Here is a 25,051-nt window from a genome sequence, read left to right as displayed (position 1 = left end):
TGTTTAACGAATATTAACATCATTTGATATTTTTCATATTTTTGAGCAACGTCTTCTTTTGAGAAAATAACATCTAATAATTGACGGTAGCTCATTTGATTTGTACAAGATAAAATTAAACTATATGAAACAAACTAATTTAAAGTATTCTGGTCTGATTGCTGTTCTTTACTTCGGTATGAACGTCAACGGACAGACAACTCCTCAAGATACACTCCCAAAAGAGCAGAAGATCGAGGAAGTTGTGATGATTGGGTATGGTAGCAGAAAGAAAGTAGATAATACGACTTCTATCAGTTCAATCTCTGCAGATGAAGTTACAAAGACTAAAGTTCTTAATGCTTCACAGGCAATACAAGGTAAAGCGGCGGGAGTTCAGATAACGGCTTCAGATCTGCCAGGTTCTACGCCGACGGTAATGATTAGAGGACTTGGAACTGTTTTGGGAGGCAGAACTCCACTTTATGTTGTTGATGGTATGTTTATGGATAATATCAACAATATTAATTCTAATGACATTCTTTCATATGATGTTTTAAAAGATGCTTCTGCATTGGCGATCTATGGTAACAGGGCTGCTAATGGTGTGATAATCATTACAACAAAATCTGGTAGAGGAAAGATAAATGTAGAGTATGATGGTCTTATAGGTATTAGAAATCCTTTGAAAAAAGTAGAGATGGCAAATTCTCAAGAGTTTGTTAATTATAATAATACCGCTAACAGTTATTTGACTACTCCTGGTAGATCTTTCTCTACAAACCAACCATATAACACAGATTGGTTTAAAGAAATTACCAGAACGGGTGTCTACAACCAACACAATGTTGCGGTATCTGGTTCTTCAGAAGCTGTGAAATATTTTTTTAGTTTAAATAATTATGACGAACAATCTATTCTAAGAGGAACTGACTACAATAGAAGTACTTTCAGAACAAATAACGAATTTAAACTTTCTAAAAGAATTACATTATCACAAAATTTAAGTGTTGCTTTTACAAGAGTTAGTCCTAAACCACTTGGTGCTTTTACAACTGCTTATAAACAGTCACCTTTAGTTCCTGTATTTTTTCCTTCCGGACAATATGGAGTTCCTATAATAAATGGTAGTGGCGATATTTCTTATTCAGGATCACGCTTTAATAATGTCGGCAATCCTGTGAGTCAACTAGATTTCAATAATGAGCAAAATAAAACCATGCTAATGCAGGGAGGCCTTAAATTGGATATAGAAATTATGAAAGGATTGAAATTTACCTCTCAATTTTCAGGTGAGTACTCAAATTTCAAATCATATAATTTTTCAAACGATCTAGCAATCTGGCTGGCTTCAGACCCAACTAGAGTTCCTTCTTTATTCGACGGAAATGCTCAGAATACCTTGACCAATACTAAACAAGATTACTATAACTGGTCACTTACAAATTTCTTAAACTATAACAGAACTTTTGGTAGTCATAATATTGATGTAATGTTAGGAACAGAATCTTTTGTTAAAGATGGAATTGATGAGTTGATTGTAAGAAGAAAAGACTTGGGTACCGTTTCTAATTATTGGAATCTTTCAGGAACTGAATACATAAATAATATATTATCTCTTAATTCAGTAAAGTACAATAAAAATACAACAAACTCGTATTTTGCGAGAGCACAATATAAGCTACTCAATAAATATCTTTTAACAGCTACAGTCAGAAGAGATGGTTCTTCACAGTTTACAGAAGGAAATAAGTGGGGAACTTTTCCATCGTTCGGTGCAGGGTGGGTGATTTCAGAAGAATCATTTATGAAAGATGGCTTCTTCGATTTGCTTAAACTAAGAGGTGGTTGGGGAAGGTTAGGAAATCAAAATGTTCCTTTGAATTACCCGCCATTATCTTCTGGGGCTTCATATAATTATGCATTTGGTTCCAATCCTGTAAGTAATGGTGTGACCATTAATAAAGGTATTGATCCTAATCTAGGATGGGAGATTACAGAAGAGTCATCTTTAGGTCTGGATTTTGGAGCTCTAAATAACAGATTGACTGGAGCTTTTGATGTTTATAACAGAGAGACTAAAAATTTAATTTTAGAGGTTAAAAATTATATGACCTCTGGTCAAAATATAGCATTTGCGTCTCATGTAGGCTCAGTAACCAACAAAGGTGTTGAGGCCTCCCTTAACTGGGCAGATAAAGTAGGAGAAGATTTTACGTATTCTGTAGGAGCAAATTATTCTTATAACCAAAATAAATTGACCCGCGTAAACGATTCTAACATTTCTACCTTAATTGGAGGTGATTTGGCTAATGGACAGTGGACGAAATTATTCAATGCGACAACAGTTGGTCATGCATTAGGTAGTTTTTATCTTTGGGAAGCTGATGGCTACGATGCTAATGGAAACTTAAAATACAAAGATAATGACGGTGATGGTGTGACAGGTTCAGCAGATGCAGATGATAGAAAATATTTTGATTCTTATATTCCAAAATCTACTTTAGGAGTAAACATTTCTATGGCATACAAGAACTGGGATTTTAATCTTAGTGGTTACGGAGCTTTTGGCTTCAGCGTTTACAATGGTAAAAAAGCTCAAAGAATTTCCGGAGAAAATATTGAATCTTCTGTAGCGAACGACTTTTGGACTCCAACCAATACTAATGCTTCTAATCCTAGGCCGTACACCACTATTCCAATCGCTTCTACATTTTTCTTAGAAGATGGAGATTATTTTAGAATAAATAATATCTCAGTAGGTTATACAATAAGAAATGTAGTAGACTATGTGAAATCTGTGAGGTTTTATGTAAGTGCTATTAACCCCGTTATCTTCACAAAATATTCAGGATTTAACTCTGAATTAAATGCTGACGGAAATCCGTATAAACTTACTGGCGTCGAATTGGATTCTTATCCAACACTTAGAACTTTTGTATTTGGTTTAAACGTTAATTTTTAAAAAAATGAAAAAAACATACATAATTATATCAGCACTTGTTCTTACAGGATTTATAAATCAAAGCTGTAGCAATGATTTTATAGATGTTTCCCCTACGGAACAGGTTAGTGCAGCAGATTTATCGTTATATAATAATAATGAAGGTGCAACCAGTTTCGTAAATTCTATTTATGCAAAATTCTTAGATTGGGATATGAGTACATTCTCATGGATAGGAGTAACATCTATTACGTCAGATGATGCAGATAAAGGAAGCACACCGGGAGATGTGGGTTCAGACAAGGATATTCTGGATGCGTTAACTTTCACTCCTTCTACGCCTTCTTTCGAAAGCTTGTTTGCTTCAAATTATGAAGGCATCAACAGATGTAATCAAGCTTTACAATACCTTCCTCAACTTACAAATGCAGATGAAAGTTTGAGAGCAAGACTAGCTGGAGAAGCAAAGTTTCTTCGTGCTTTTATGTATTTTACTCTAGTAAGATCTTTTGGTGATGTTCCATTAGTAGATCACGTTCCAAGTACAGGGAATCCTGATGATATAACAATGCAGTTAACCAGAAAAAGTAAAGCGGAAGTTTATGCTTTCATCGAAAAAGATCTGTTAGATGCTGCGGCTGCCTTACCAAATAAGTCAGCATATAGTGGCAAAGATGTTGGTCGTGCTACAAAAGGCGCTGCACATGCTCTTTTGGCTAAAGTATATTTATACCAGAAAAAATGGCAGTTGGCAGTAGATCAGGCTAATCTTGTTACTGGATATTCACTTACCCCAGATTTTATTGATATCTACAAACTTTCTGGAGAAAATAATTCGGAATCGATATTCGAAATTCAGGGTTCAGGTATAGAAACTGGTAAAGGAATTCAGCAATATACGCAGGTGCAAGGTGCTAGAGGTACTGGTGGTTGGGGCTGGGGATTTAATACTCCTACTCAGAATTTGTATGATGCATTTACCGCAGAAGGAGATACAGAAAGACGAGATGCGACAATTATCCGTAAAGGTATGACGCTTTATGATGGTAGAGTTGTAGGTTCCGATGCTGATAATGACTATTATAACTATAAAGCTTATTCATCAGCATATACAACGCAAAGTTCTACTGATACTAACATTCGTTATCTCAGATTTGCGGAAGTATTATTAATTAAGGCAGAAGCTTTGAATGAACTCGGTCAAACATCATCCGCTATTCCATTACTTAATCAGGTAAGACAAAGAGCAAATATTTCTAATACCAGCGCTTCTACACAATCGGATGTAAGAACTGCAATATGGAAAGAAAGAAGATTAGAACTCGCATTTGAACATGACAGGTGGTTTGATCTCGTTAGAACAGGACAGGCTCAAAGTGCTTTAGCTGCTAATGGTAAAACTTTTGTAGTTGGAAAGCATGAAGTCTTCCCATTGCCTCAAACGTTTATAACGGAAGCTAAAGGGCGTTCTGCACAAAATCCTAATTACTAATAATACTTAGTGAAATTTAAAAGAGGAGAGATTTACTCTCCTCTTTTTTATAACTTATTTAATGATAGATTTTCATGAAAAAAAATATATCACTCCTAATTGCTTATTTGTTATTACTTATATCATGTAAAAGCAAGACCTTCACTGAAAACAAAACGTCAACAAACAATATTTCCGATGAGCAACTTCTCGACAAAGTCCAGAAAGATGCCTTAAAATACTTTTGGGATTACGCAGAACCCATTTCAAATTTAGGAAGAGAACGCTATCACGAAGACAATGTCTATCCGGATAATGATAAACACGTGGTCACCACGGGAGGATCAGGATTTGGTTTAGCAACAATATTGGTCGGAGTAGAAAGAGGTTTCATCCCGAGAAAAGAAGCGGTAAAGCGACTGACTGTAGCGATGGATTTCCTGGCGAAATCAGACCGTCATAAAGGCGCATGGTCACACTGGATCAACGGTGAGACGGGGAAAACAGTTCCCTTTGGTAAAAAAGATAATGGAGGAGATTTAGTAGAAACAGCATTTTTAACGACAGGAATTATTCAGGTTCGTGAATATTTCAAAAATGGAAACGCCAAAGAAAAAGAACTCGCCAAAAAATGTGACGAACTGTGGAAAGGAATTCAATGGAACTGGTACACAAAAGGAGGAGAAAAAGTTCTGTATTGGCATTGGTCTCCCGACTATCAGTGGGAAATGAATTTTCCGCTTCAGGGTTACAACGAATGTTTAATCACTTATATTTTAGCAGCATCGTCACCAACCTATTCCATCGATGCAGAAACCTATTACAAAGGCTGGACGAGAAACGGAAACTACCTTTCGGATAAAGAAAAATACGGAATTCCCATGTATGTAAAACACAATGGAGCAGAAGAATACGGTGGGCCTTTATTCTGGTCACAATATTCTTACATCGGTTTAGATCCTAGCAATTTGTCAGATAAATTAATTAAAAATTATTTTGATTTAAATAAAAATCAGGTATTAATTGATTATAAATACTGTGTCGAAAATCCAAAAGGTTGGAATGGCTACGGACCAAATTATTGGGGATTAACGGCAGGTTACTCTAGAAACAAAGACGGAAGTGTAGGATATGATGCTCACTTTCCGCAAAATGATCGTGGCGTGATCACGCCGACCGCAGCTTTGAGCAGTTTTCCGTATTCGCCAAAAGAATCCATGGATTTCCTGAGATTTATTTACACTCAAAAACCCGAATTCATCGGCTCTGCGGGACCTTACGATGCAACATCAATCCATTATAATAACTGGACTACCCCGAGATATCTTGCAATCGATCAGGGAACAATCGCTCCGATGATCGAAAATTACAGAACAGGATTTCTCTGGAAACTATTCATGAACGCGCCGGAAATCCAACAAGGATTAAAAAAATTAAGTTTCAAATCTGAAAAGTACAATATCAAATAATTTTCAGAAATTGGAAGTGATGTCGAATAGCAGATTTTTTTTGAAGCTATTTCCCGCTATCCGCTGTATCTTTTTTGTCACAGTCTCCGCTTTGCTGCGTCTGCAACAAAAAAGGATGCAGCTTCTATCGGGGCTAATTAGAGTTCTGCAAAATAGAAATTTTTATCCACAGGAAACGACTTTCATCTGTTTATAAAATAAAATCAAATGGCTTTAGCCAAAACCTAAAGAACTATGAATTTTAAATTAAAATATTTACCACTTTTTTTTCTTCCGTTTTCTTTGAGCTTAAACGCTCAGGAAGTTAAGACGACTTTCAGTAAAGAAGTGAAACGAACAGAAAAAATATCCTACATTCTCGACTATCCGAAAAATGCAAAAGGAAAAGTTCCGTTGATCGTTTTCCTTCACGGCTCTGGCGAAAGAGGAAACGATCTTGAAAAAGTAAAAGCGCACAGTCCGTTTACTTATAAAAATTTAATTAAGGAACCTGTCGCAATTTTAGCACCGCAATGCCCAGAAAATGAATGGTGGGATACGGTGACGGTCTATCATCTGATTAAAGAAATTCAGGCAAAATATAAAATTGACGACTCCAGAATTTATCTTACCGGTCTTTCAATGGGCGGTTGGGGAACTTTGAAATTAGCAATGGAGCATCCCGAAATGTTTGCCGCGGTCGTTTCAGTTTGTGCACCGACCGACAGAGTAATGTATGCCAACATCCATCAGTATAAAAATCTCAACATGAAGATTTTCCACGGCGGGATGGACGATGTTGTTTTGCCGGAAAATGCTTTTAATTTTTATCAGGCACTTCATCCTGTAAATCCAACTGCAGAACTGACGATTTTCCCTAACGACAATCACAATTCTTGGGATTCGACCTATTCCAACCCAGCTTTGTACGAATGGATGTTGAATAAAAGAAAAGAGAAATAGCTTAAAAGAAATTATTCATTCAAATTGTTCCATAAATGACCCAACAAATACAGGATAAATTAATTTATGAAAATCAGGGATTCTATTTAAATAGGGAGTTGATTGAAGAGTATTTTCGGGAATTTCCGGAAAAGCGACCGGAATTCACTGTTTCGTGTACAGCACTTTGGAGGGGCTATATTGCTGAATTTGAAGTTAAAAATAATGAGTTATATATTAACAAATTTGATGTGTTGGCAGACATAGATTTTAATTTGAAGGCATTACGAGATGAAATATTTCCTGAAAATAAATTTGAATGGTATTCGGGATTAATAAGAATTGACGATTTCAGAGGCGAATTTGATAGAGAACCCGAAGATGGAATATTTGAATATTTAGAAATTATAAAAGGAAACTTTAAACAAAAGAGAACTTTTAATTATTTAGAATTACAGGAATTTAAAAAAGCGCAATTTGAATATTTTTTAATCTCTGAAGAAATAGAAATTATTTATGATTTCTGGAGAAGAAATAATGAGAATGGAATAATTAAGAAAGAAGTTATAAACAAGATTGTTTTTGAAAATATACTGGAATATACCCGAGAAGTATATGTCTAAAATAGTAATTTGTCGTTTGTGGAATGACTAAAAATTTAAAATAAGTGAAAACCTTGCGCCTTAAAAAAACGAAATTTGTCAGACAAATTAGCGCCTTAGCGTTTAACAAAATTAAAACAGAAAGAAAAATATAATTAAAGAAGATAGATCTATGAAAAAGTTAATTGTAATCGCCACAATGGCACTTGCGCCAATGTTTTCGGCACAGGAAATGGTCACGAAGCCAGTTCAGTCTTATCAAACGGCACAGTATCAGGCGAAGAAAAAAGCGTTTGTTGATGCGCTTCTGGCTAAAATGACCTTAGACGAAAAAATCGGACAGCTGAATTTACCAAGTTCAGGTGATTTTACAACGGGTTTGGCTAAAAGTTCAGACATCGGAAAAAAAGTTGAGCAGGGATTAGTCGGTGGACTTTTTAATATAAAAGGAGCTGAGAAAATCAAAGCCGTTCAGAAAGTAGCAGTAGAAAACAGCCGTCTGAAAATTCCTTTGATTTTCGGGATGGATGTGATTCACGGGTATGAAACAACGTTCCCGATTCCATTAGGATTGGCAGCGTCATGGGATATGAATTTAATTCAGCAATCTGCAAGAGTTGCCGCAAGAGAAGCCGCAGCAGACGGAATCAACTGGACGTTCTCGCCAATGGTAGATATTTCCCGCGAACCAAGATGGGGAAGGGTTTCTGAAGGTTCGGGAGAAGATCCATACTTAGGAAGTGAAATTTCTAAAAATATGGTCTATGGCTACCAGGGAAAAGACTTGGCCAACGGAACCAACATTTTAGCATGCGTAAAACACTTTGCATTGTACGGTGCTGGTGAAGCTGGTAGAGATTATAATACCGTTGATATGAGCCACGTGAGAATGTTCAACGAATATTTCCCACCTTATAAAGCGGCGGTCGATGCAGGAGTTGCTTCTGTGATGGCTTCTTTTAATGAAGTTGATGGAGTTCCGGCTACCGGAAACAGATGGTTGCAGACTGAAGTGTTGAGAAACCAATGGAAATTTAAAGGTTTTGTGGTAACAGATTACACCGGAATCAACGAAATGGTTGACCACGGAATGGGAGATCTTCAACAGGTTTCAGCTTTAGCTTTAAAAGCAGGTGTTGATATGGATATGGTTGGCGAAGGCTTTTTAACTACATTAAAAAAATCTCTGGCTGAAGGAAAAGTCACTCAGGCGGAAATCGATATGGCTGCCAAAAGAATTTTGGAAGCTAAATATGATTTAGGCTTATTCGACAATCCTTATAAGCATGGAGATGTAAAACTGGCAGCGAAAGAAGTGTACAGCATGGAAAACCGTAACATTGCAAGAAGTGCAGCAGCTCAGTCTATGGTTTTAATGAAAAACGAAAATCAGGTTTTACCTCTCAAAAAATCGGGAACGGTTGCTGTTATTGGTCCATTGGTAAACAACTCGATGAATATGCCCGGAACTTGGAGCGTTGCTTCAAAACATGCCAATGCAGTAAATCTTATGCAGGGTCTTCAGGCTAATTACGGAAAGGAAGTTAAATTTTTATCTGCCAAAGGTGCCAATATTGATTATGATGCTAAACTTGAAGAAATTTACGCGGCACACGGTAAAGTTACAGATAGAGACAATCGTTCAAAAGAAGTTTTACTAAAAGAAGCCGTTGACGTTGCCAATAAAGCAGATGTCATTGTTTTGGCAATTGGAGAATCTGCAGAAATGAGCGGAGAGTCTTCTTCAAGAACTGAAATTACCATTCCGCAATCTCAGATTGATTTATTGAACGAATTAAAAAAGACAGGAAAACCAATTGCAGTGGTTCTTTTCACAGGTCGACCGCTAGCGTTGACAAATATGAAAGATACGCCAGACGCCATTTTAAACACATGGTTCGCAGGTTCAGAGGCTGGAAATGCCATCGCAGATGTTTTGTTTGGAAAAGTAAATCCTTCAGGAAAATTGCCGATGACCTTCCCGAGAAGTCTTGGACAAGTTCCTATTTATTATAATGCTAAAAATACAGGTCGTCCATTAGACCAGAAATTAGTTGATAAATGTGAGTACCAGAGATTCCGTTCGAATTATATGGATGAATGTAATACGCCATTGTATCCGTTTGGTTACGGTTTAAGCTATACAAAATTCAATTATTCTGATGTGACGGTTTCCAATGCCAATCCGAAAGGAAATCAAACGGTTCAGGCTTCTGTAACAGTTACAAATTCCGGAAATTATGACGGTGCAGAGGTAATACAGCTTTACATCAGAGATATGGTAGGAAGTATAACAAGACCGGTAAAAGAATTGAAAGGATTTCAAAAAGTGATGCTGAAAAAAGGTGAATCTAAAAAAATCACTTTTGATATCACTCCTGAACATCTGAAATTCTACAATGGAGATCTGAAATACGATTGGGAAGCCGGAGAATTTGACGTGATGATCGGAACAAACTCCGAAGAGGTGAAACATTCAAAAATTACCTGGACAAAATAATATTCTGAAAGTCATTCGCAAGAGTGGCTTTTTTTATGCAAAAAAAATAATTTGATTGATATCATATTTTTAATTTACATTTGCGCATTAAAAAAACATTAATGATTTCAAGTATGAAAAAAGCAATTTTATGTAGTGCAATGTTCCTCGGTTCGCTGGCTTTTGCACAAAACGTTGGCGGAGATAAAGATGTACACGGTTGCATCGGCTCTGCAGGTTACACTTATTCACAGATTAAAAATACCTGTGTGCGGGTTTTTGAGCAGAAGATCAAACTAAACGATGTAAGTTCAGACAAAAGCTATAATTCAATGACTGCGGTTATCTTTAGCAAAAATATGACACGTGCTGAGGTTTTTATTCCGCATGAAGCAGCAAAAAGCATTATTCTTACGAGAAAAGGAAAAAGCAAAATCTGGAAAAGCGGAAAGAATATTAAAGAAAGTTATGTTCTGACGCCATTCAAAAAAACCGGTTATCAAATCAAAAAGGATGATGTTGTCATTTATCAATAAAATAAAAATTCAAATTAAACCACTCTTCGGAGTGGTTTTTTACTTTATAACGGATTGATTTGATGATATTCAAAATTGTATAAATTTTGGTTGATAAGACCTGCATAGTAAAAACTGAAACTTGTTCTGAAATTTAGCTTTCACCATTCGCTTTTTAGTTGCAATTCATTATTTTTGTTAAAATTAAATGAATGAGAAAAGCAATTTTACTCGCAACTGTTGGTCTGGGACTTTTGTCTTGTACCACACAAAACATCAGAAATAATATGGATTTACCTACGGAATGGAAGCATACGACTAATATTTATGAAGTCAATCTAAGGCAATATACTAAGGAAGGCAGTTTTAAAGCATTTGAAAAGGAAATGCCACGCCTGAAAAACATGGGTGTCAAGACATTATGGTTCATGCCTGTTACGCCAATTGCCCAAAAGAACAAAAAAGGAAGTTTAGGAAGTCAGTACGCGGCCGCAGATTACACTTCCATCAATCCGGAATTCGGAACGATGGATGAGTTTAAGCAGATGGTAAACGAAGCGCATCGTTTAGGTTTTAATGTAATTATAGACTGGGTTGCCAATCATACGGGTTGGGATCATGTATGGACAAAAACGAATCCGGAATTTTATTTAAAAGATCCGGACGGTAGTTTTCACAAGGCTTCAGGGATGGATGATATCATCGAATTAGATTACAAGAATAAGGAGATGAGAAAGGCGATGATCGACGCCATGAAATTTTGGGTAAAAGAAACCAATATCGACGGTTTCAGATGCGATCTTGCATCTTGGGTAGAAGTAGACTTTTGGGAAGAAGCCAGACCTGAAGTTGAAAAACTAAAGCCATTATTTTTTATAGGTGAATATGATGAGCTCGAAAATCCGGATTATGGGAAGGTTTTTGATGCAAGTTATTCATGGAAATGGATGCACAAATCTGCTGATTATTATAAAAATAACGAACCACTATCTGAGCTCACAGAATTACTAAAAAAATATTCTGCAATAGGAGATTCTTCTATGCGCGCCTGGTTTACGACCAATCATGATGAAAACTCATGGAACGGAACCGAGTTTGAAAAATATGGTGATATTACAAAGCCAATTGCTGTGTTTTCCGCGACATGGAACGGAATTCCGCTTTTATATTCTGGCCAGGAACTCCCAAATATGAAAAGACTTGAATTTTTTGAAAAAGATGTGATCGAATGGAATGGGAAATACGAAATGGCAGACTTTTATAAAACTCTTTTAAATTTAAAGTCTTCAAATCCTGCGCTTCGAGGCGGCGACTCTGCAGTTTCTACGTATCTTCTTAATACAACAGCCAACGATAAAATTTTGGCTTACGTAAGGAAAAATGGTAAAAATGAAGTTTTGGTTGTTTTAAATTTTTCTAAAGAACCAGTCAGTTTTTCGATTCAGGATGAAAAGGTATCAGGAGAATTTAAAAATGTTTTTGAGAAAACAAAACGTGATTTCGCAACAGGAAAAGATTTTAATTTTAAAGTATCCGACTTTGCTGTTTTCGAAAAATAATATTTAAATTAGTCTTAAAGTTTAAGATTGTCAATAGGAGCGGGCTTTAGCCCGCTTTCATTTTGTCAAAATATGGGCTTTAGCCAAAACTGGATGTTTAAATACCTCTAATTTAAAGACAATTAAATGAACAAAGAAGAAATACTTAAAATACTTAAAAATAAGATTTCGCAGAAAATTAGTGTTTTTGAAAATCTAATTAATGAAACGCGTGCTTCAAGCAACGACACCAAAAGTTCTATGGGCGATAAATATGAAACAGGTCGCGAAATGTTGCAACAGGAAATAAATAATGTTCAGAGACAACTCAATGAGACCTTAAATCAACAGAGTTTTCTTCAGAAATTAAGTGCCGAAACCTGCGAGAAAGTTCAGAACGGTGCTCTTGTGAAAACGGATAAAGGTCTGTTTTACATTTCTGCTTCCGTTGGTGAAATTGCTTTTGAAGATAAAAAGATCATGACCATCTCCGGCGAATCTCCTTTAGCAAAAGAAATGTTCGGAAAAAAAGAATCTGAAACTTTTATAATGAGTACGGTTACTCAAACAATTGAAAAAATCTGGTAAAGCATGAAAAATCTTAGAGTTTCTTTTTCGGTTTTATTCTTAGCTCTTCATTCTTTAGTTTATAGTCAAGTTCAAGCTTATGTTTCAGCGAAAACTTATAAGCTGGAATCTGTTGATCTTAAAGTAGAAAATCTAGTCATTACACTCAGTAAAGATGGAAATATCACAAATTTCTATTCAGATGAAATGGGTGGTGAAGTAAAATATTATAATGAGTTTGGTTATCAGGATGCCTTTAAGAATGGTAAACTTAAGAGCATTGGAGATCTAAAAATTGATTATTATGACCAGTGGGATAAAAACCTCACAAAAAATGAACGATTCAAAAAAATAGGAGATGTAAATATCGAATATTGGGAAACATCCGACCAGTCAAAAGAATTAAAAGTGAAAAAGATTGGAAATATAGAAATTGATTATTATTCTTACGATTTGATTGATAACAGCAAATTTGGTCAGTTAAAATCAATAGGAAATATACCGATTGACTACGGAATAAAAGAAATTGGCAATCACAGCAGAATCGGAAAACTTATTAGGTTCGGCAATCTCAGTTTAGATTATTGGAATGACACCATCATTGATAAAGAAAATTTCGGAAAATTAAAATCTCTCAAAGGGAATACCAAAGATGTTTCTGTAAGATTGTTGCAATAAGAGTGAACATAAAATTTACTATTGCTTCATTCAAGTTTACTTTTCTTCTAAAATGACAATTTGAAAAATGATTGTTTAATAGTTATATTTTGTTATCAGAAAACTATTTTTTAAAGAACATTAACGAATAGAAATTTTCCAAAGAAACTAAAAGACCTATATTTGCAGTTTAATTTGAAGATGAAGGTTTTTACAAAAAAGTACACTGTCATTATTAAATTTCGACTGTACATTAAGCAAAAAGACCAAATGATCGAACAATTGAAGCAGGAAAATAATACCTATTAAATGCATTAAAAAATAATTATGCAAAACTATTTAGACCTTCTAAAACACATCAAAGAAAACGGAACAGAAAAAACAGACCGCACAGGAACGGGAACGAGAAGTGTTTTCGGGTATCAGTTGCGATATGATTTATCGAAAGGTTTCCCGATGGTGACTACCAAAAAAGTTCATCTTAAATCAATTATTTATGAGTTATTGTGGTTTTTAAAAGGCGATACCAATGTTAAGTATTTAAATGACAATGGCGTAAGTATTTGGGATGAGTGGGCAGATGAAAATGGTGATTTAGGTCCTGTTTACGGTGCGCAGTGGAGAAGCTGGAATGGCGCAGACAATAAAGTGGTTGACCAGATTTCAGAAGTAATTGATCAGATAAAGAAAAATCCTGATTCCAGAAGATTAATTGTTTCTGCATGGAACGTTGCAGAGATTCCCAATATGGCTTTGGCACCGTGTCACGCCTTGTTTCAGTTCTATGTCGCAGATGGAAAATTGTCTTTACAGTTATACCAGAGAAGCGCAGATGTTTTTCTTGGAGTTCCTTTTAATATTGCAAGTTACGCGTTGTTACTCATGATGGTTGCGCAGGTTTGTGATCTTGAAGTGGGAGATTACGTTCATAGTTTTGGTGATGTTCATATTTACAATAATCATTTTGAGCAGGTCGAAAGACAGCTTTCCCGAGATCCAAGACCGCTCCCGACGATGAAATTAAATCCTGAAATAAAGGATATTTTCAGTTTTAATTATGAAGATTTTACCTTAGAGAATTACGATCCACATCCGGGAATCAAAGCTCCGGTGGCAGTTTAGAATGTGATCGGTGATTTTAAGTCTGTCATTTCGTAGAAATCACAATACTATTTTTAAAACGTATCTAAATTATTTAAATTAAATATTTTGGAACCCATTAGCTTACTATAAAAGATAAAAAGTGAAGTCCCGAAACTTCACTTTTTTTGTAACTATTCTTGATAAAAAACTACTTATTGAATATGAAATCGATTAAAATTACCTTAGAGCAAAATATTGATGCAGAGAATTTAAAACAAATTTTACTGCAAATAAAAGGAGTTGCTTCCATCGAAATCATTGACGATGAAAACCCGGAAAGCGAACTCAAAAAAGCTTTTGCTAAAACTAAAGAACAGCTGAAAACGGGAGATTACGAAACGTTAGTCAATGATATTTTCGATATCATTACAAAAAATAATTCTAAAAAATAATCCAAAAATAATAAAGGAAGAAATGAAGAAAATCATTTTATCTATTGCGATGCTCGGTGCTTTTGTCTCCGGAAATATATCAGCACAAACCGAAACTTCTGGTAGAGAAAAAGTCTACAGAGCAACGCCTTCGAAAGTTACTGAGCTAAAGCATACCAAACTTAAAGTCAGTTTTGATTATCAGAAAGAGCAGATGAACGGAGAAGAATGGTTGACTGCTGCACCATATTTCTATGCAACAAATGAGTTGGTTCTAGATGCAAAAGGTATGTTGATTCATGAGGTGGCTTTAGATAACAACGGGAAGAAATCTCCTTTAAAATTTGATTATAAAAATGATGTTTTAAAGATTGTTTTAGATAAAACATACCAGAAAAATCAGGATTATACGGTTTATATCAAATATACAGCGAGACCAAACGAGGTGAAACAGGAAGGAAGTATGGCAATAAGCGATGCAAAAGGTCTTTATTTCATAAATGCTCAAGGTCAGGATCCCAATAAACCGACACAAATCTGGACGCAGGGCGAAACCGAATCTTCATCAGCGTGGTTTCCCACAATTGATAAATCTATTCAGAAAACGACTCAGGAAATATTCATGACAGTTCCTGAAAAATATGTTACTCTTTCGAACGGTCTTTTAAAAGATACTCAAAAAGAATCAAACGGAATGCGAACCGATCATTGGGTGATGGATAAACGGCATTCAACCTATCTTTTCTTCATGGGAGTTGGTGAATATGCAGTTGTAAAAGATAAATGGAAAAATATTGCGGTCGATTATTATATCGAAAAAGAATACGAACCTTACGCAAAACAGATCTACGGAAACACTCCTGAAATGATCGAGTTTTTCTCAAAAAAACTGGGTTACGATTATCCGTGGGCAAAATATGCACAGATTTCGGGAAGAGATTATGTAAGTGGCGCGATGGAAAATACTACAGCAACACTTCACGGAAGCGATATTCTACAAAAACCGGGACAATTGATCGACGAAAATAAGTGGGAAGATACGATCGCACACGAGTTGTTTCACCATTGGTTTGGTGATTTGGTGACGGCAGAAAGCTGGAGTAATCTGACGGTTAATGAGTCTTTTGCCAATTATTCAGAATACCTTTGGAACGAATATAAGTACGGAAAAGATCAGGCAGATTACCATCAGATGGAAGACGTGAATAATTATATTCACAATCCTTCAGATTTCAAAAAAGATTTAGTGAGATTTGATTATGATTCCCGTGAAGATGTTTTCGATCTTGTAACCTATCAAAAAGGCGGTGGAATTCTTCATATGCTGAGAAATTATTTGGGCGACGAAGCTTTTTTTGCCGGAATGAATGACTATCTGAAAACGTATGAATACAAAAATGCAGAAGCTCATCAATTGAGATTATCATTTGAAAAAGTTTCGGGAAGAGATCTTAATTGGTTCTTTAATCAATGGTATTTCGGAAGCGGACATCCGAAACTAAATTATTCTTACACTTTTGAACCCGTAAAAAAGCAGGTTACCGTTGTTGTTAATCAATCACAGGAATTGCCTTTTGAATTTCCTTTGGCGATTGATGTTTATGATAATGGCAAGCCAAAAAGACAGCAGGTTTGGGTGAATGCAGCTGCGAAAAATACATTCACTTTTGACGTTTCAAAAAATCCTGACCTGGTGAATATCAATGCTGACGGAATATTGGTTGCAGATGTTACAGAAACTAAAACTCCCGAACAAAACTTGATGCAGTTTATTGGGTCTAAAGAATTTAAAAGCAGATATAATGCTTTAAATGCAATAAAAGATCAGGTTGGTAAAAATCCTGCAGCGACAAAACTATTATCTGCCGCATTGAAAGATCCTTATTTCAGAGTAAGAAAAAAAGCTTTGGAATTAGCAGATTTATCCAACGGCGAGCAAATGAAATTATTGGGAGCTGATGTTGAAAAGTTAGCTTCAAATGATCCAAAGACTCTGGTTCAAGGTGCCGCGATTGCTGCTTTAGCTAAAGTAAAAGATAAAAAATATCTTCCGATTTTTGAAAAAGGTGCTAATGCCGTTTCAAATTCAGTAAAAGCAAATTCTGTGGCGGCAGTTTTAGCGGTTGATCCTTCTAAAGCAAATACTCTGGCAGATAAAATAGATTTGGAAGGTGCTTCTGAAGAGCTATTAAGCCAGATGTTACCAATTATTGTTAAAAATAAAGTGACGTCTCAGATGTCGAATATTGCTCCGTTGGTCGCATTTTATCCCTTCTTAAAGTTCCAGAATCCTGAGTTGGGGAAAGTTGCAGAAGAAGGATACAGCTGGATCATGACTTCTGATAATTTGGAAGCGACACAAAGCATCACGAAAATTTTAGGTCAGGCAAAAGGTCAGATGGGAGAAAATCCTCAGGTAAAAATGATGATTTCCCAAATGCTGAAAGACGGATTGAATAAGAAAATGGAACTTCTGAAGCAAAATCCTCAAAAAGCTTCAAACATTAATCCGCAGATCGACGCAATCAACAAAGCGATTGAAAATTTTAAATAATAAATCATTATACATTTTATAAGCATCTCTTACAAGAGGTGCTTTTTTTTGGTCAACAAAATTTAAAATTATTTCTAAATTAAATAAGTTCGTTTTTATCTCGTAAGTAAAAAGTTTAATGATTGTTCAGGTATTATTTTTTAGCTTGAAAAATCGGAAAATATATTTTTAAGAAGATTTTAGTTTTGATTTATAGAATTAAATATCATAAAATATTCTATTCTGATAACTCTTGGGAGTTACGCCAACCAATTGTTTAAAAACCCGCGTAAAATAATTTGTATCAGAAAAGCCCGTCTGGAAAGCAGTTTCTTTGATGCTGTTATTGGATGCTAAAAGCTGTTTGGCTCTGTTGATGCGTTCCTGCAGGATGAAGTCGTTGGGCGAAGTTCCAAGTTCGTCTTTAAACATTTTAAAGAAATTAGATTTGCTTACATATGCCAGTTTTGCGATGCTGTCAATAGAAAGTTTCTGATGAAGATTTTTTTTAATGTAATCTACTACAAAACCGATTCTAGATTTATTTTTAGCTAAATTTTGTTCAACCAGACTTCTCGCCTGTGTTTGCATCAATCTTATCAGCAGTTCTTTCAACGCAAAATCTGCCATGATATCTTTCTGAGAATTATCATCCATAGCGATTCTCATGATATTGTTGGTTGCCGAAGCGAGAGATTTATTGTTAAATAAAAAATATTCGTCGAGCTTTAGATTCCATGTTGAAGTTTCGTCTACCTTGGCGAAATTATAATTCAGGTGATCGAGCGATTCTTGTATAAATTCGGGACTTAAACTTAAAGAAATACATTGTGAAGGAGTTTCATCAGCATCAGGAAAGTCAATGACCATTGTTTCTCCTGGAGCAACCAAGACACTTTCTCCAGGCAAATAATCAAAATAATTGGTTTTATTTTCCAGTTTCATGTGTTTTTTGCCACGCAACATTGCCGTAAAGGCAATCGTCTCAAAATGTAGTTTTACATCAAAAGCGGCTTTATGAGTTTCATAAATGCTGAATTCACAGTTGTTCAAATTAAATTTAGTCTGATTCTCAACCAAGTTTAAAAGCTGACTTTCCTTCTTTAATTCAGGAGTATTCAATAAAAACTTAGGATCATTCATTGGTAAATCTATTTTATTCGACTTCTATCAAATATAAAGATTAAAGGGTTATAAAGTTGTTAATGAAATGATAAAAATCATATCGAAGTACGATTATGATATTTTTTTGTAGGATTTTGCTATTCATTATACAATAGTACATGTAATTTGGATGTAAATAAAAATCAAACAATACAAATATGAGTACAGCAACAGAACAGAAATCAGACACCGTATTACAGTGGCCGGAATTCAAAAAACAGTATGGTAACTTTATTAATGGTGAATTTAAAGCACCCGTAAATGGTAATTATTTTGAAGTAATCTCGCCAGTTAACGGAAAAGTTTTTACACAGGCGGCGCATTCTTCCAAAGAAGATTTGGAATTAGCTGTAAATGCAGCAGAAGAAGCATTCCAAACCTGGAAAGACACTTCATCTACCGAAAGAAGTGTAATATTAAACAAAATTGCCGACAGAATTGAACAAAACCTTGAATATTTAGCAATCGTAGAAACCATTGATAACGGCAAAGCGGTAAGAGAAACTTTGGCCGCAGATTTACCTTTGGCAGTAGATCACTTCAGATATTTTGCTTCCGTAATCAGGGCAGATGAGGGTTCGCATAATGAATTAGATAAAGATACGGTTTCGCTAATTGTTCACGAACCGCTTGGCGTGATTGCGCAGATTATTCCGTGGAATTTCCCAATTTTGATGGCAGTCTGGAAATTAGCACCGGCATTGGCTGCGGGAAATTGCGTGGTTTTGAAGCCGGCAGAAAGTACCCCGATTTCTATTTTGATTTTAGTAGATTTAATTAAAGATTTACTTCCTGCAGGAGTTATTAATATTGTTAACGGTTTCGGGGCAGAACTTGGGCGAGCGTTGGTGACAAATCCTAAAGTCAATAAAGCTGCTTTTACAGGTTCTACGGCGACAGGTCGTTTGGTGATGCAATATGCCACAGAAAATATTATTCCTGTTACATTAGAATTGGGCGGAAAATCACCTAATGTTTTCTTTAGTTCGGTGATGGATGAGGATGATGCTTTTTTAGATAAAGCCATTGAAGGAGCGGTTTTATTTGCATTAAATCAGGGTGAAATTTGCACTTGCCCGTCAAGATTGTTGGTGCAGGAAGATATTGCTGACGCTTTTATTGCCAAAGTTATTGAAAGAGTAAAAGCAATAAAAGTGGGAAATCCTTTAGATAAAACAGTGATGATGGGAGCGCAGGCTTCGAAAATTCAGAAAGACAAAATTTTGTCTTATATGAAATTAGGTAAAGAGGAAGGTGCAGAAGTTTTGGTAGGTGGAGATGTAAATCATGTTGGAGAAGGCTTGGAAGAAGGATATTACATTCAGCCAACGATTTTTAAAGGAAATAACAGAATGAGAATTTTTCAGGAAGAAATTTTCGGGCCTGTCTTAGCGTTCACCACCTTTAAAGATGAAGAAGAAGGAATCAAAATTGCAAACGATACCATCTACGGATTGGGAGCAGGAGTATGGACGAGAGATGCGCACCAATTATACAACGTGCCGCGTCAGATTCAGGCAGGTAGAGTTTGGGTAAACCAGTATCATTCTTATCCTGCAGGAGCGCCATTCGGAGGTTATAAGCAATCGGGTATCGGCAGAGAAAATCACAAAATGATGTTGGATCATTACCGTCAGACGAAGAATATGCTGATCTCTTACAATAAAAACAAATTAGGGTTCTTTTAATCTTATTTTTCAGTAATTTAACTCATAATACTCTGAACCCGACAGAATTTTGGTCGGGTTTTTTTTAACTTTAAAATAAAAAAGAGATGGAAGCTAAAGATAAAATATCAAGACTCTCAGTCACAGAAAAAGCTCTTGATTTAATTTGGGAACTTGAAAAAAAACACGGTGAACTAATGTTTTACCAAGCGGGAGGATGTTGCGAAGGTACTCAGCCTCAATGCTTTGAAAAAGGAGGCTATTTTCCCAGAATGAATGATGCTATGATCGGAACCATCAACGGACACGAATTCTGGATCGACCGTGACCTATTTGAATATTGGCAGTATTCACATTTCACATTAGATGTTCTGGAAGGTTTCGGGCCTGGTGGATTTTCTTTGGAAACTCCTTTAGGGAAAACATTTAAAGTACATTATAAGCTTTTCACTTCTGAAGAACTTCAAAATTTAGAACCTGTAAAGCGAAGTGAGTAAATGAATTATTATCCGAAATTTAAAATAATTTAAAGTTTGGATGAGTAAGGTTTGGAAAGCACCTGCGATTTTTTTTTAAATTTTCTTATCTGGAATTATGTCAAACCTTCACAAATCGATTCACAAACATCGCCGCCACAATATCTCCCACAGCATTTAAAACAGTTGCCAAAGGATCAACCAAGGTTCCGATAATGATCACAGCAGGAACTGCTTCCTGTGGTAATTGATAAACTGAAATCATCAGCATTTCGCCAATATAGCCACCATTAGGAATTCCGCCGGCAACAATACTGACAAAAACAGTAATTCCTAAAGCCAATAGAAGATTTGACGGTTCAAAAAAATCTCTTCCGATGATCTGAAAAGCCACATAGATTTTAATGATAGAAGACATTGACGAACCGTTTTTATGAAGCGTCGTTCCTATCGGGATTACAAGATTGGCAATCGAACTCGGTATACCAATTTTAGAAGCAGCAACCAGATTGGTAGGCATTGTCGCAAAACTACTGCACGTACTCAAAGCAGTCACAGTAGGGAAGATAGCATTTTTCCAGAAGTTTTTGATTCCGTTTTTGCGGTCAGCGATGAATGCATACAATGAAAAAAATACAAAGAAATAAATGATTCCGGAAATATAATAAAGACCTAAAGGTTTAGCATAAAATCCAAAAAGTTGAGGTCCTAAAGTTGCGACTTGATAGGCAAAATAAGCTCCCAGGCCAATCGGGGCGATTTTCATGATCATTAAAAGCAATTCTTTCATCACTTCATAACCTGATGCAATAAAAATTCTGAAAGGTTTTCCGTTTTCGCCGGATTTCCTTGCTGCAAAACCCGTTAGAAATGCAAAAATCAACAAAGCCAACATGTTTTTTCGGGAAAAGACCTCGGTAAATTCTCCCACGGTGAAAAAACTAACGATTCTGTCACCCCAGTTTTCTTCCTTGGTAGCTTCACTAATGATTTCAGAACTTCCCGAAATTGAAGAGACAGGAAATAAATAAACCATTCCTATTGTGAAAATAGCAGCTACAAGTATAAAAAGCAAAAAGGTGAAAATCATTGCGAATATGATCCTTCCAAACTTTGATTGCTGTTCCAGAGATGAAATAGAATTGGAAACTGCAAAAAATACCAAAGGAACTACACTTACAAAAAGAAGATTGAGAAAAATATCTCCTAAAGGTTTTATGTAATCGACTATTTGGGGTGCAACGATCCCGAGAATACTGCCAACAGTGATTCCTATCAGTAAAAAAATAATTCCTGAATAGTTTTTTAAAACCTCTTTCATACAATGATTTTATCAAAGATAGATTTATTTTTAACAATCTATTAGATTATTTTTTAGTCTAATTTCTTTAAATTTGAGTAAATATTCTTTTCTATGGCTTATATAGATTACTATAAAATTTTAGGTGTAGATAAAAATGCGACACCAGAAGATATCAAAAAAGCATATCGAAAACTCGCAAGAAAACTGCATCCGGATCTCAATCCGGGTGATAAAGAAGCGGAGAAAAAATTTAAAGAACTCAATGAAGCCAATGAAGTTCTCAGCAATGTTGAAAACCGTGCTAAATATGATAAATATGGAGGAAATTGGAAGCATGGTGAAGAATATGAAAAGGCTCAGCAACAACAAAAACAATATCAAAGTCAGGGTGGTGGTAATTATGGCGGTGGTTTTGCCGGTGCTGATTTTGGTGAGGGCGAAGATTTTTCAGATTTTTTCCAAAGTATGTTTGGTGGTGAAGGTGGCGGTTTCGGAAGAAGTTCACGCGGAAGTGCTTCAGGGAAATTTAAAGGTCAGGATGTTCAGGCAGAGTTGACTTTAAACCTGAAAGAAGCTGCAAAATCCCATCAGCAGATTTTTGACATTAATGGTAAAAAGGTGAGAATTACAATTCCTGCCGGAGTTTATGACGGACAGCAAATCAAATTAAAAGGTCACGGGAATTCTGGTTTTAACGGCGGACCAACGGGAGATTTGTATATTACTTTTAATGTTATTCCGGATCCGAATTTTGAAAGAGCAGGAAATGATCTGAAAACAAAAGTGGCAATAGATCTCTATACTGCAGTTTTGGGTGGAGATATAAAAGTAGAAACCTTGGAGGGAAGCGTAAATCTTAAAGTAAAACCCGAAACTCAAAACGGAACAACCGTGAGATTGAAAGGAAAAGGATTTCCGGTTTATAAAAAGGAAGGAGAATCTGGTGATCTTTTTGTGACATACGAAGTGAAGTTGCCAACTAATCTTACCGAAAAGCAGAAAGAACTTTTTGAACAACTTAAAAATTCTTAATTATGAGTGAAAGAATATCAAGGGAAGACCTCGTAAAAATTTACAATATAGAAATCACTTTTTTTGACGAATTGGTAGATAATGGTCTACTGAATGTTGAAACAGAAAATAACGTCAGATATCTTATGTATCATGATTTGCATGTATTCGAAAGATTCGCCAACTGGCATTATGATCTAGAGATAAATCTTCCCGGCCTGGAAGTCGTCCATCATATGCTTCAAAAAATGGATGAATTGAGCCACAAAAATCGCAACCTGATGAATAAACTTTCGGCAATTAGTGGGAAATATGAGGATATTTAATTTAGTTTTGTAAAACGATAATTCGCACAATATGGCTAGAATGAATGATGATAAGATCATCAATTTAAATATCAAAAGGAAAGATTTTGAAGAAGTTTATCTTCAAGGAAATCAGGGAAGTTTGCTTTTTTCACCTTCAGTAAAAGGAAAATTTATTACAACAGTGGTTGTTGCTTTTATTTTGGTGATTTTGTTCTTCTTTAAAGATGATTTAAGCAAAGAGAAATTCGGAATTCTCTATTTTGTAAGTTTTCTTTTTTTGTTGTGTGCGGTTTATCTGTCTTTGGCAATCAACAAAGTTTCAAAATGGAAAAAAGAAGTCGTAAAATATTTAAAAACACTTGAAAATACTGAAATTTACCAGATTCAGTTTAATACCAAAGTCTTTAAAGTAAACCTCAATGACAAGAAGGAAACAAGCCTTTGGACTGAATTTTCGGCTGGTGAAATCAGTGATAATTTTATAGGTTTAGAAGGTAAATTTAATTATATGTTTCCTAAAAAATCAATGTCTGAAGCAGATTTTGAATTGTTGAAAGAAGCAGTGCAGAGAAATGTTTTAAAATAAAAAAAAATCAGAGCATTGGCTCTGATTTTCAATTTTATAAATAAGATGTTTTAGTCTAACCAACCCATTTCTTTCATCCATTCGTCATTGTAGATTTTCCCTACATATCTTGAACCGTGATCGTGAAGAAGTACAACAATCACATCATCTTTTGTAAACTGATCTTTCATCTGAACCAAAGAAGCCATCGCACTTCCGGCAGAATATCCGCAGAAAATCCCTTCCTCTTTTGCCAGTTTTCTTGCATAGATCGCTCCGTCTTTATCAGTTACTTTTTCGAAATGATCGATGACCGACATATCGTAGTTTTCAGGAAGAATATCTTCACCAATACCTTCTGTAATATAACTGTAAGCGTTTTCTAAATTGATCACGCCTGTTTCATGAATTTCCTTTAAAATAGAACCATAAGTATCAACTCCAATGATCTTAATATCCGGATTTTTTTCCTTGAAAAACTGTCCGCAACCGGTAATTGTTCCGCCCGTTCCTGCTCCAACTAAAAAATGAGTAAGCTTTCCGTCGGTCTGTGCCCAGATTTCTGGAGCTGTAGACTCGTAATGAGCCGCTCTGTTAGATAAATTATCGTATTGGTTCACATACCAACCATTTTCTGTTTCTTTAGCCAGTCTTTTGGAAACTGAATAATAAGAACGAGGATCTGTAGGTTTTACATCAGTCGGGCAAACGATCACTTCTGCACCAACTGCACGAAGAATGTCACATTTTTCCTTAGACTGTTTTGCATTCGTTACAAAAATACATTTGTAACCTTTAATGATTGCTGCAAGTGCCAAACCCATTCCGGTATTTCCTGAAGTTCCTTCAATAATAGTTCCGCCAGGTTTCAGTCTTCCGTCTTTTTCGGCGTCTTCAATCATTTTCAAAGCCATTCTGTCCTTAACGGAATTTCCTGGGTTGAAAGTTTCAACTTTTGCCAAAACCAATGCCGGAAAATCTTCACCCAACACTTTATTGATTTTTACAAGAGGTGTATTTCCTATCGTTTCGAGAATATTTTCTGCGTATTTCATACTTGTTTCTTTTCTGCGGGGCAAAGATACGGCTTTCAAATTATTTCGAGTAGAAAGTGGTGCAAAATAAAGAAGTTATGCGTGAACAATAGAAAGTTTTTTTTTGAAGCTTAATCCTGCTTTCCGCTGTATCTTTTTCTCCAACGCTTTTTTCAATCCGGCAAGAAAAAGGATGCCGCTTCTATCAGGGCTAAAAGGCGGATGTTCTTCAATTTAAACTAAGTTAAGTCAATAGCGACTTTATTAAAAAAGATTGACTTTTTGAGGTTTAAGATCATTTTTTTAGTTACCTATTTTATAATATTGTAAGCTC

Annotated in this window: 21 protein-coding genes; 18 read left to right on the top strand and 3 right to left on the bottom strand. The window is 35.6% G+C overall.

The genetic code is table 11. The features are described 5' to 3' along the window. Positions 1–124: 124 nt before the first annotated feature. The 13 genes from PGH12_RS05520 (at position 125) to PGH12_RS05460 (ending at position 17,210) form a co-directional block, all read left to right on the top strand. A complete protein-coding gene (locus PGH12_RS05520; protein WP_267597121.1) occupies positions 125–2,944 on the top strand; it encodes a SusC/RagA family TonB-linked outer membrane protein in 2,820 nt (939 codons plus the stop codon). A gap of 4 nt (positions 2,945–2,948) precedes the next feature. Further along, on the top strand, positions 2,949–4,415 hold the full coding sequence (locus PGH12_RS05515; RefSeq protein ID WP_267597120.1) for a RagB/SusD family nutrient uptake outer membrane protein: 1,467 nt from the start codon (positions 2,949–2,951) through the stop codon (positions 4,413–4,415). A 74-nt stretch (positions 4,416–4,489) separates the two neighbouring features. Further along, positions 4,490–5,863: a glucoamylase family protein gene (locus tag PGH12_RS05510; protein ID WP_267597119.1), complete on the top strand. Its 1,374-nt coding sequence runs from the start codon at positions 4,490–4,492 to the stop codon at positions 5,861–5,863. A 234-nt stretch (positions 5,864–6,097) separates the two neighbouring features. Beyond that, the gene (locus PGH12_RS05505; RefSeq protein ID WP_267597118.1) at positions 6,098–6,805 is read left to right on the top strand and encodes a carboxylesterase family protein; all 708 of its coding nucleotides are present in this window, start codon (positions 6,098–6,100) and stop codon (positions 6,803–6,805) included. Positions 6,806–6,840: 35 nt separating this feature from the next. After that, positions 6,841–7,407 carry a hypothetical protein gene (locus PGH12_RS05500; RefSeq protein WP_267597116.1) on the top strand — a complete coding sequence of 189 codons (567 nt, stop codon included), beginning with the start codon at positions 6,841–6,843 and terminating at the stop codon, positions 7,405–7,407. Between the two features lie 151 nt (positions 7,408–7,558). Continuing rightward, positions 7,559–9,886, top strand: a complete 2,328-nt coding sequence (gene bglX / locus PGH12_RS05495; RefSeq protein WP_267597115.1) for a beta-glucosidase BglX — start codon at positions 7,559–7,561, stop codon at positions 9,884–9,886. 113 nt (positions 9,887–9,999) lie between these two features. After that, on the top strand, positions 10,000–10,401 hold the full coding sequence (locus tag PGH12_RS05490; RefSeq protein ID WP_267597114.1) for a hypothetical protein: 402 nt from the start codon (positions 10,000–10,002) through the stop codon (positions 10,399–10,401). A gap of 191 nt (positions 10,402–10,592) precedes the next feature. Then, entirely contained in the window at positions 10,593–11,939 is a 1,347-nt protein-coding gene (locus PGH12_RS05485) for an alpha-amylase family glycosyl hydrolase (protein ID WP_267597113.1), read from the top strand. A gap of 126 nt (positions 11,940–12,065) precedes the next feature. Beyond that, positions 12,066–12,506 (top strand): hypothetical protein, encoded by a 441-nt coding sequence (locus tag PGH12_RS05480; protein WP_267597112.1) that lies wholly within the window; start codon positions 12,066–12,068, stop codon positions 12,504–12,506. A 3-nt stretch (positions 12,507–12,509) separates the two neighbouring features. Then, positions 12,510–13,163: a hypothetical protein gene (locus PGH12_RS05475; protein ID WP_267597111.1), complete on the top strand. Its 654-nt coding sequence runs from the start codon at positions 12,510–12,512 to the stop codon at positions 13,161–13,163. A gap of 306 nt (positions 13,164–13,469) precedes the next feature. Beyond that, a complete protein-coding gene (locus PGH12_RS05470) occupies positions 13,470–14,264 on the top strand; it encodes a thymidylate synthase (protein WP_267597110.1) in 795 nt (264 codons plus the stop codon). Positions 14,265–14,446: 182 nt separating this feature from the next. After that, complete coding sequence (locus PGH12_RS05465) at positions 14,447–14,677, top strand: hypothetical protein (RefSeq protein ID WP_267597109.1); 231 nt, start codon at positions 14,447–14,449, stop codon at positions 14,675–14,677. Between the two features lie 22 nt (positions 14,678–14,699). Next, complete coding sequence (locus PGH12_RS05460) at positions 14,700–17,210, top strand: M1 family metallopeptidase (protein ID WP_267597107.1); 2,511 nt, start codon at positions 14,700–14,702, stop codon at positions 17,208–17,210. Between the two features lie 198 nt (positions 17,211–17,408). Here the strand turns inward: PGH12_RS05460 and PGH12_RS05455 are convergent, their stop codons facing one another. Continuing rightward, entirely contained in the window at positions 17,409–18,332 is a 924-nt protein-coding gene (locus tag PGH12_RS05455) for an AraC family transcriptional regulator (RefSeq protein ID WP_267597105.1), read from the bottom strand. A 179-nt stretch (positions 18,333–18,511) separates the two neighbouring features. On the opposite strand from PGH12_RS05455, the gene PGH12_RS05450 reads away from it, so the two are divergent. Both PGH12_RS05450 and PGH12_RS05445 read left to right on the top strand, forming a co-directional pair. Further along, positions 18,512–20,041 carry an aldehyde dehydrogenase family protein gene (locus tag PGH12_RS05450; RefSeq protein WP_267597104.1) on the top strand — a complete coding sequence of 510 codons (1,530 nt, stop codon included), beginning with the start codon at positions 18,512–18,514 and terminating at the stop codon, positions 20,039–20,041. A gap of 86 nt (positions 20,042–20,127) precedes the next feature. After that, the gene (locus PGH12_RS05445) at positions 20,128–20,517 is read left to right on the top strand and encodes a DUF779 domain-containing protein (RefSeq protein ID WP_267597102.1); all 390 of its coding nucleotides are present in this window, start codon (positions 20,128–20,130) and stop codon (positions 20,515–20,517) included. A gap of 100 nt (positions 20,518–20,617) precedes the next feature. Here the strand turns inward: PGH12_RS05445 and PGH12_RS05440 are convergent, their stop codons facing one another. Beyond that, positions 20,618–21,817, bottom strand: a complete 1,200-nt coding sequence (locus PGH12_RS05440) for a dicarboxylate/amino acid:cation symporter (protein ID WP_267597101.1) — start codon at positions 21,815–21,817, stop codon at positions 20,618–20,620. 93 nt (positions 21,818–21,910) lie between these two features. Here PGH12_RS05440 and PGH12_RS05435 point away from each other — a divergent pair, with 93 nt between their 5' ends. The 3 genes from PGH12_RS05435 to PGH12_RS05425 are packed head-to-tail and all read left to right on the top strand — an operon-like array spanning position 21,911 to position 23,704. Then, positions 21,911–22,831 (top strand): DnaJ C-terminal domain-containing protein, encoded by a 921-nt coding sequence (locus PGH12_RS05435; protein WP_267597099.1) that lies wholly within the window; start codon positions 21,911–21,913, stop codon positions 22,829–22,831. Positions 22,832–22,833: 2 nt separating this feature from the next. Continuing rightward, positions 22,834–23,136, top strand: coding sequence for a chaperone modulator CbpM (locus PGH12_RS05430; RefSeq protein WP_267597098.1), 303 nt, complete (start codon positions 22,834–22,836; stop codon positions 23,134–23,136). 31 nt (positions 23,137–23,167) lie between these two features. Then, positions 23,168–23,704, top strand: a complete 537-nt coding sequence (locus PGH12_RS05425; protein ID WP_271286808.1) for a hypothetical protein — start codon at positions 23,168–23,170, stop codon at positions 23,702–23,704. Between the two features lie 50 nt (positions 23,705–23,754). Here PGH12_RS05425 and PGH12_RS05420 read toward each other — a convergent pair whose 3' ends face one another. Continuing rightward, on the bottom strand, positions 23,755–24,738 hold the full coding sequence (locus tag PGH12_RS05420) for a PLP-dependent cysteine synthase family protein (RefSeq protein WP_267597094.1): 984 nt from the start codon (positions 24,736–24,738) through the stop codon (positions 23,755–23,757). Positions 24,739–25,051 lie beyond the last annotated feature (313 nt).

The organism is Chryseobacterium sp. CY350, assembly GCF_027945075.1.
GTDB lineage: Bacteria > Bacteroidota > Bacteroidia > Flavobacteriales > Weeksellaceae > Chryseobacterium.
This window is presented reverse-complemented; position numbering and strand designations above follow the sequence as displayed.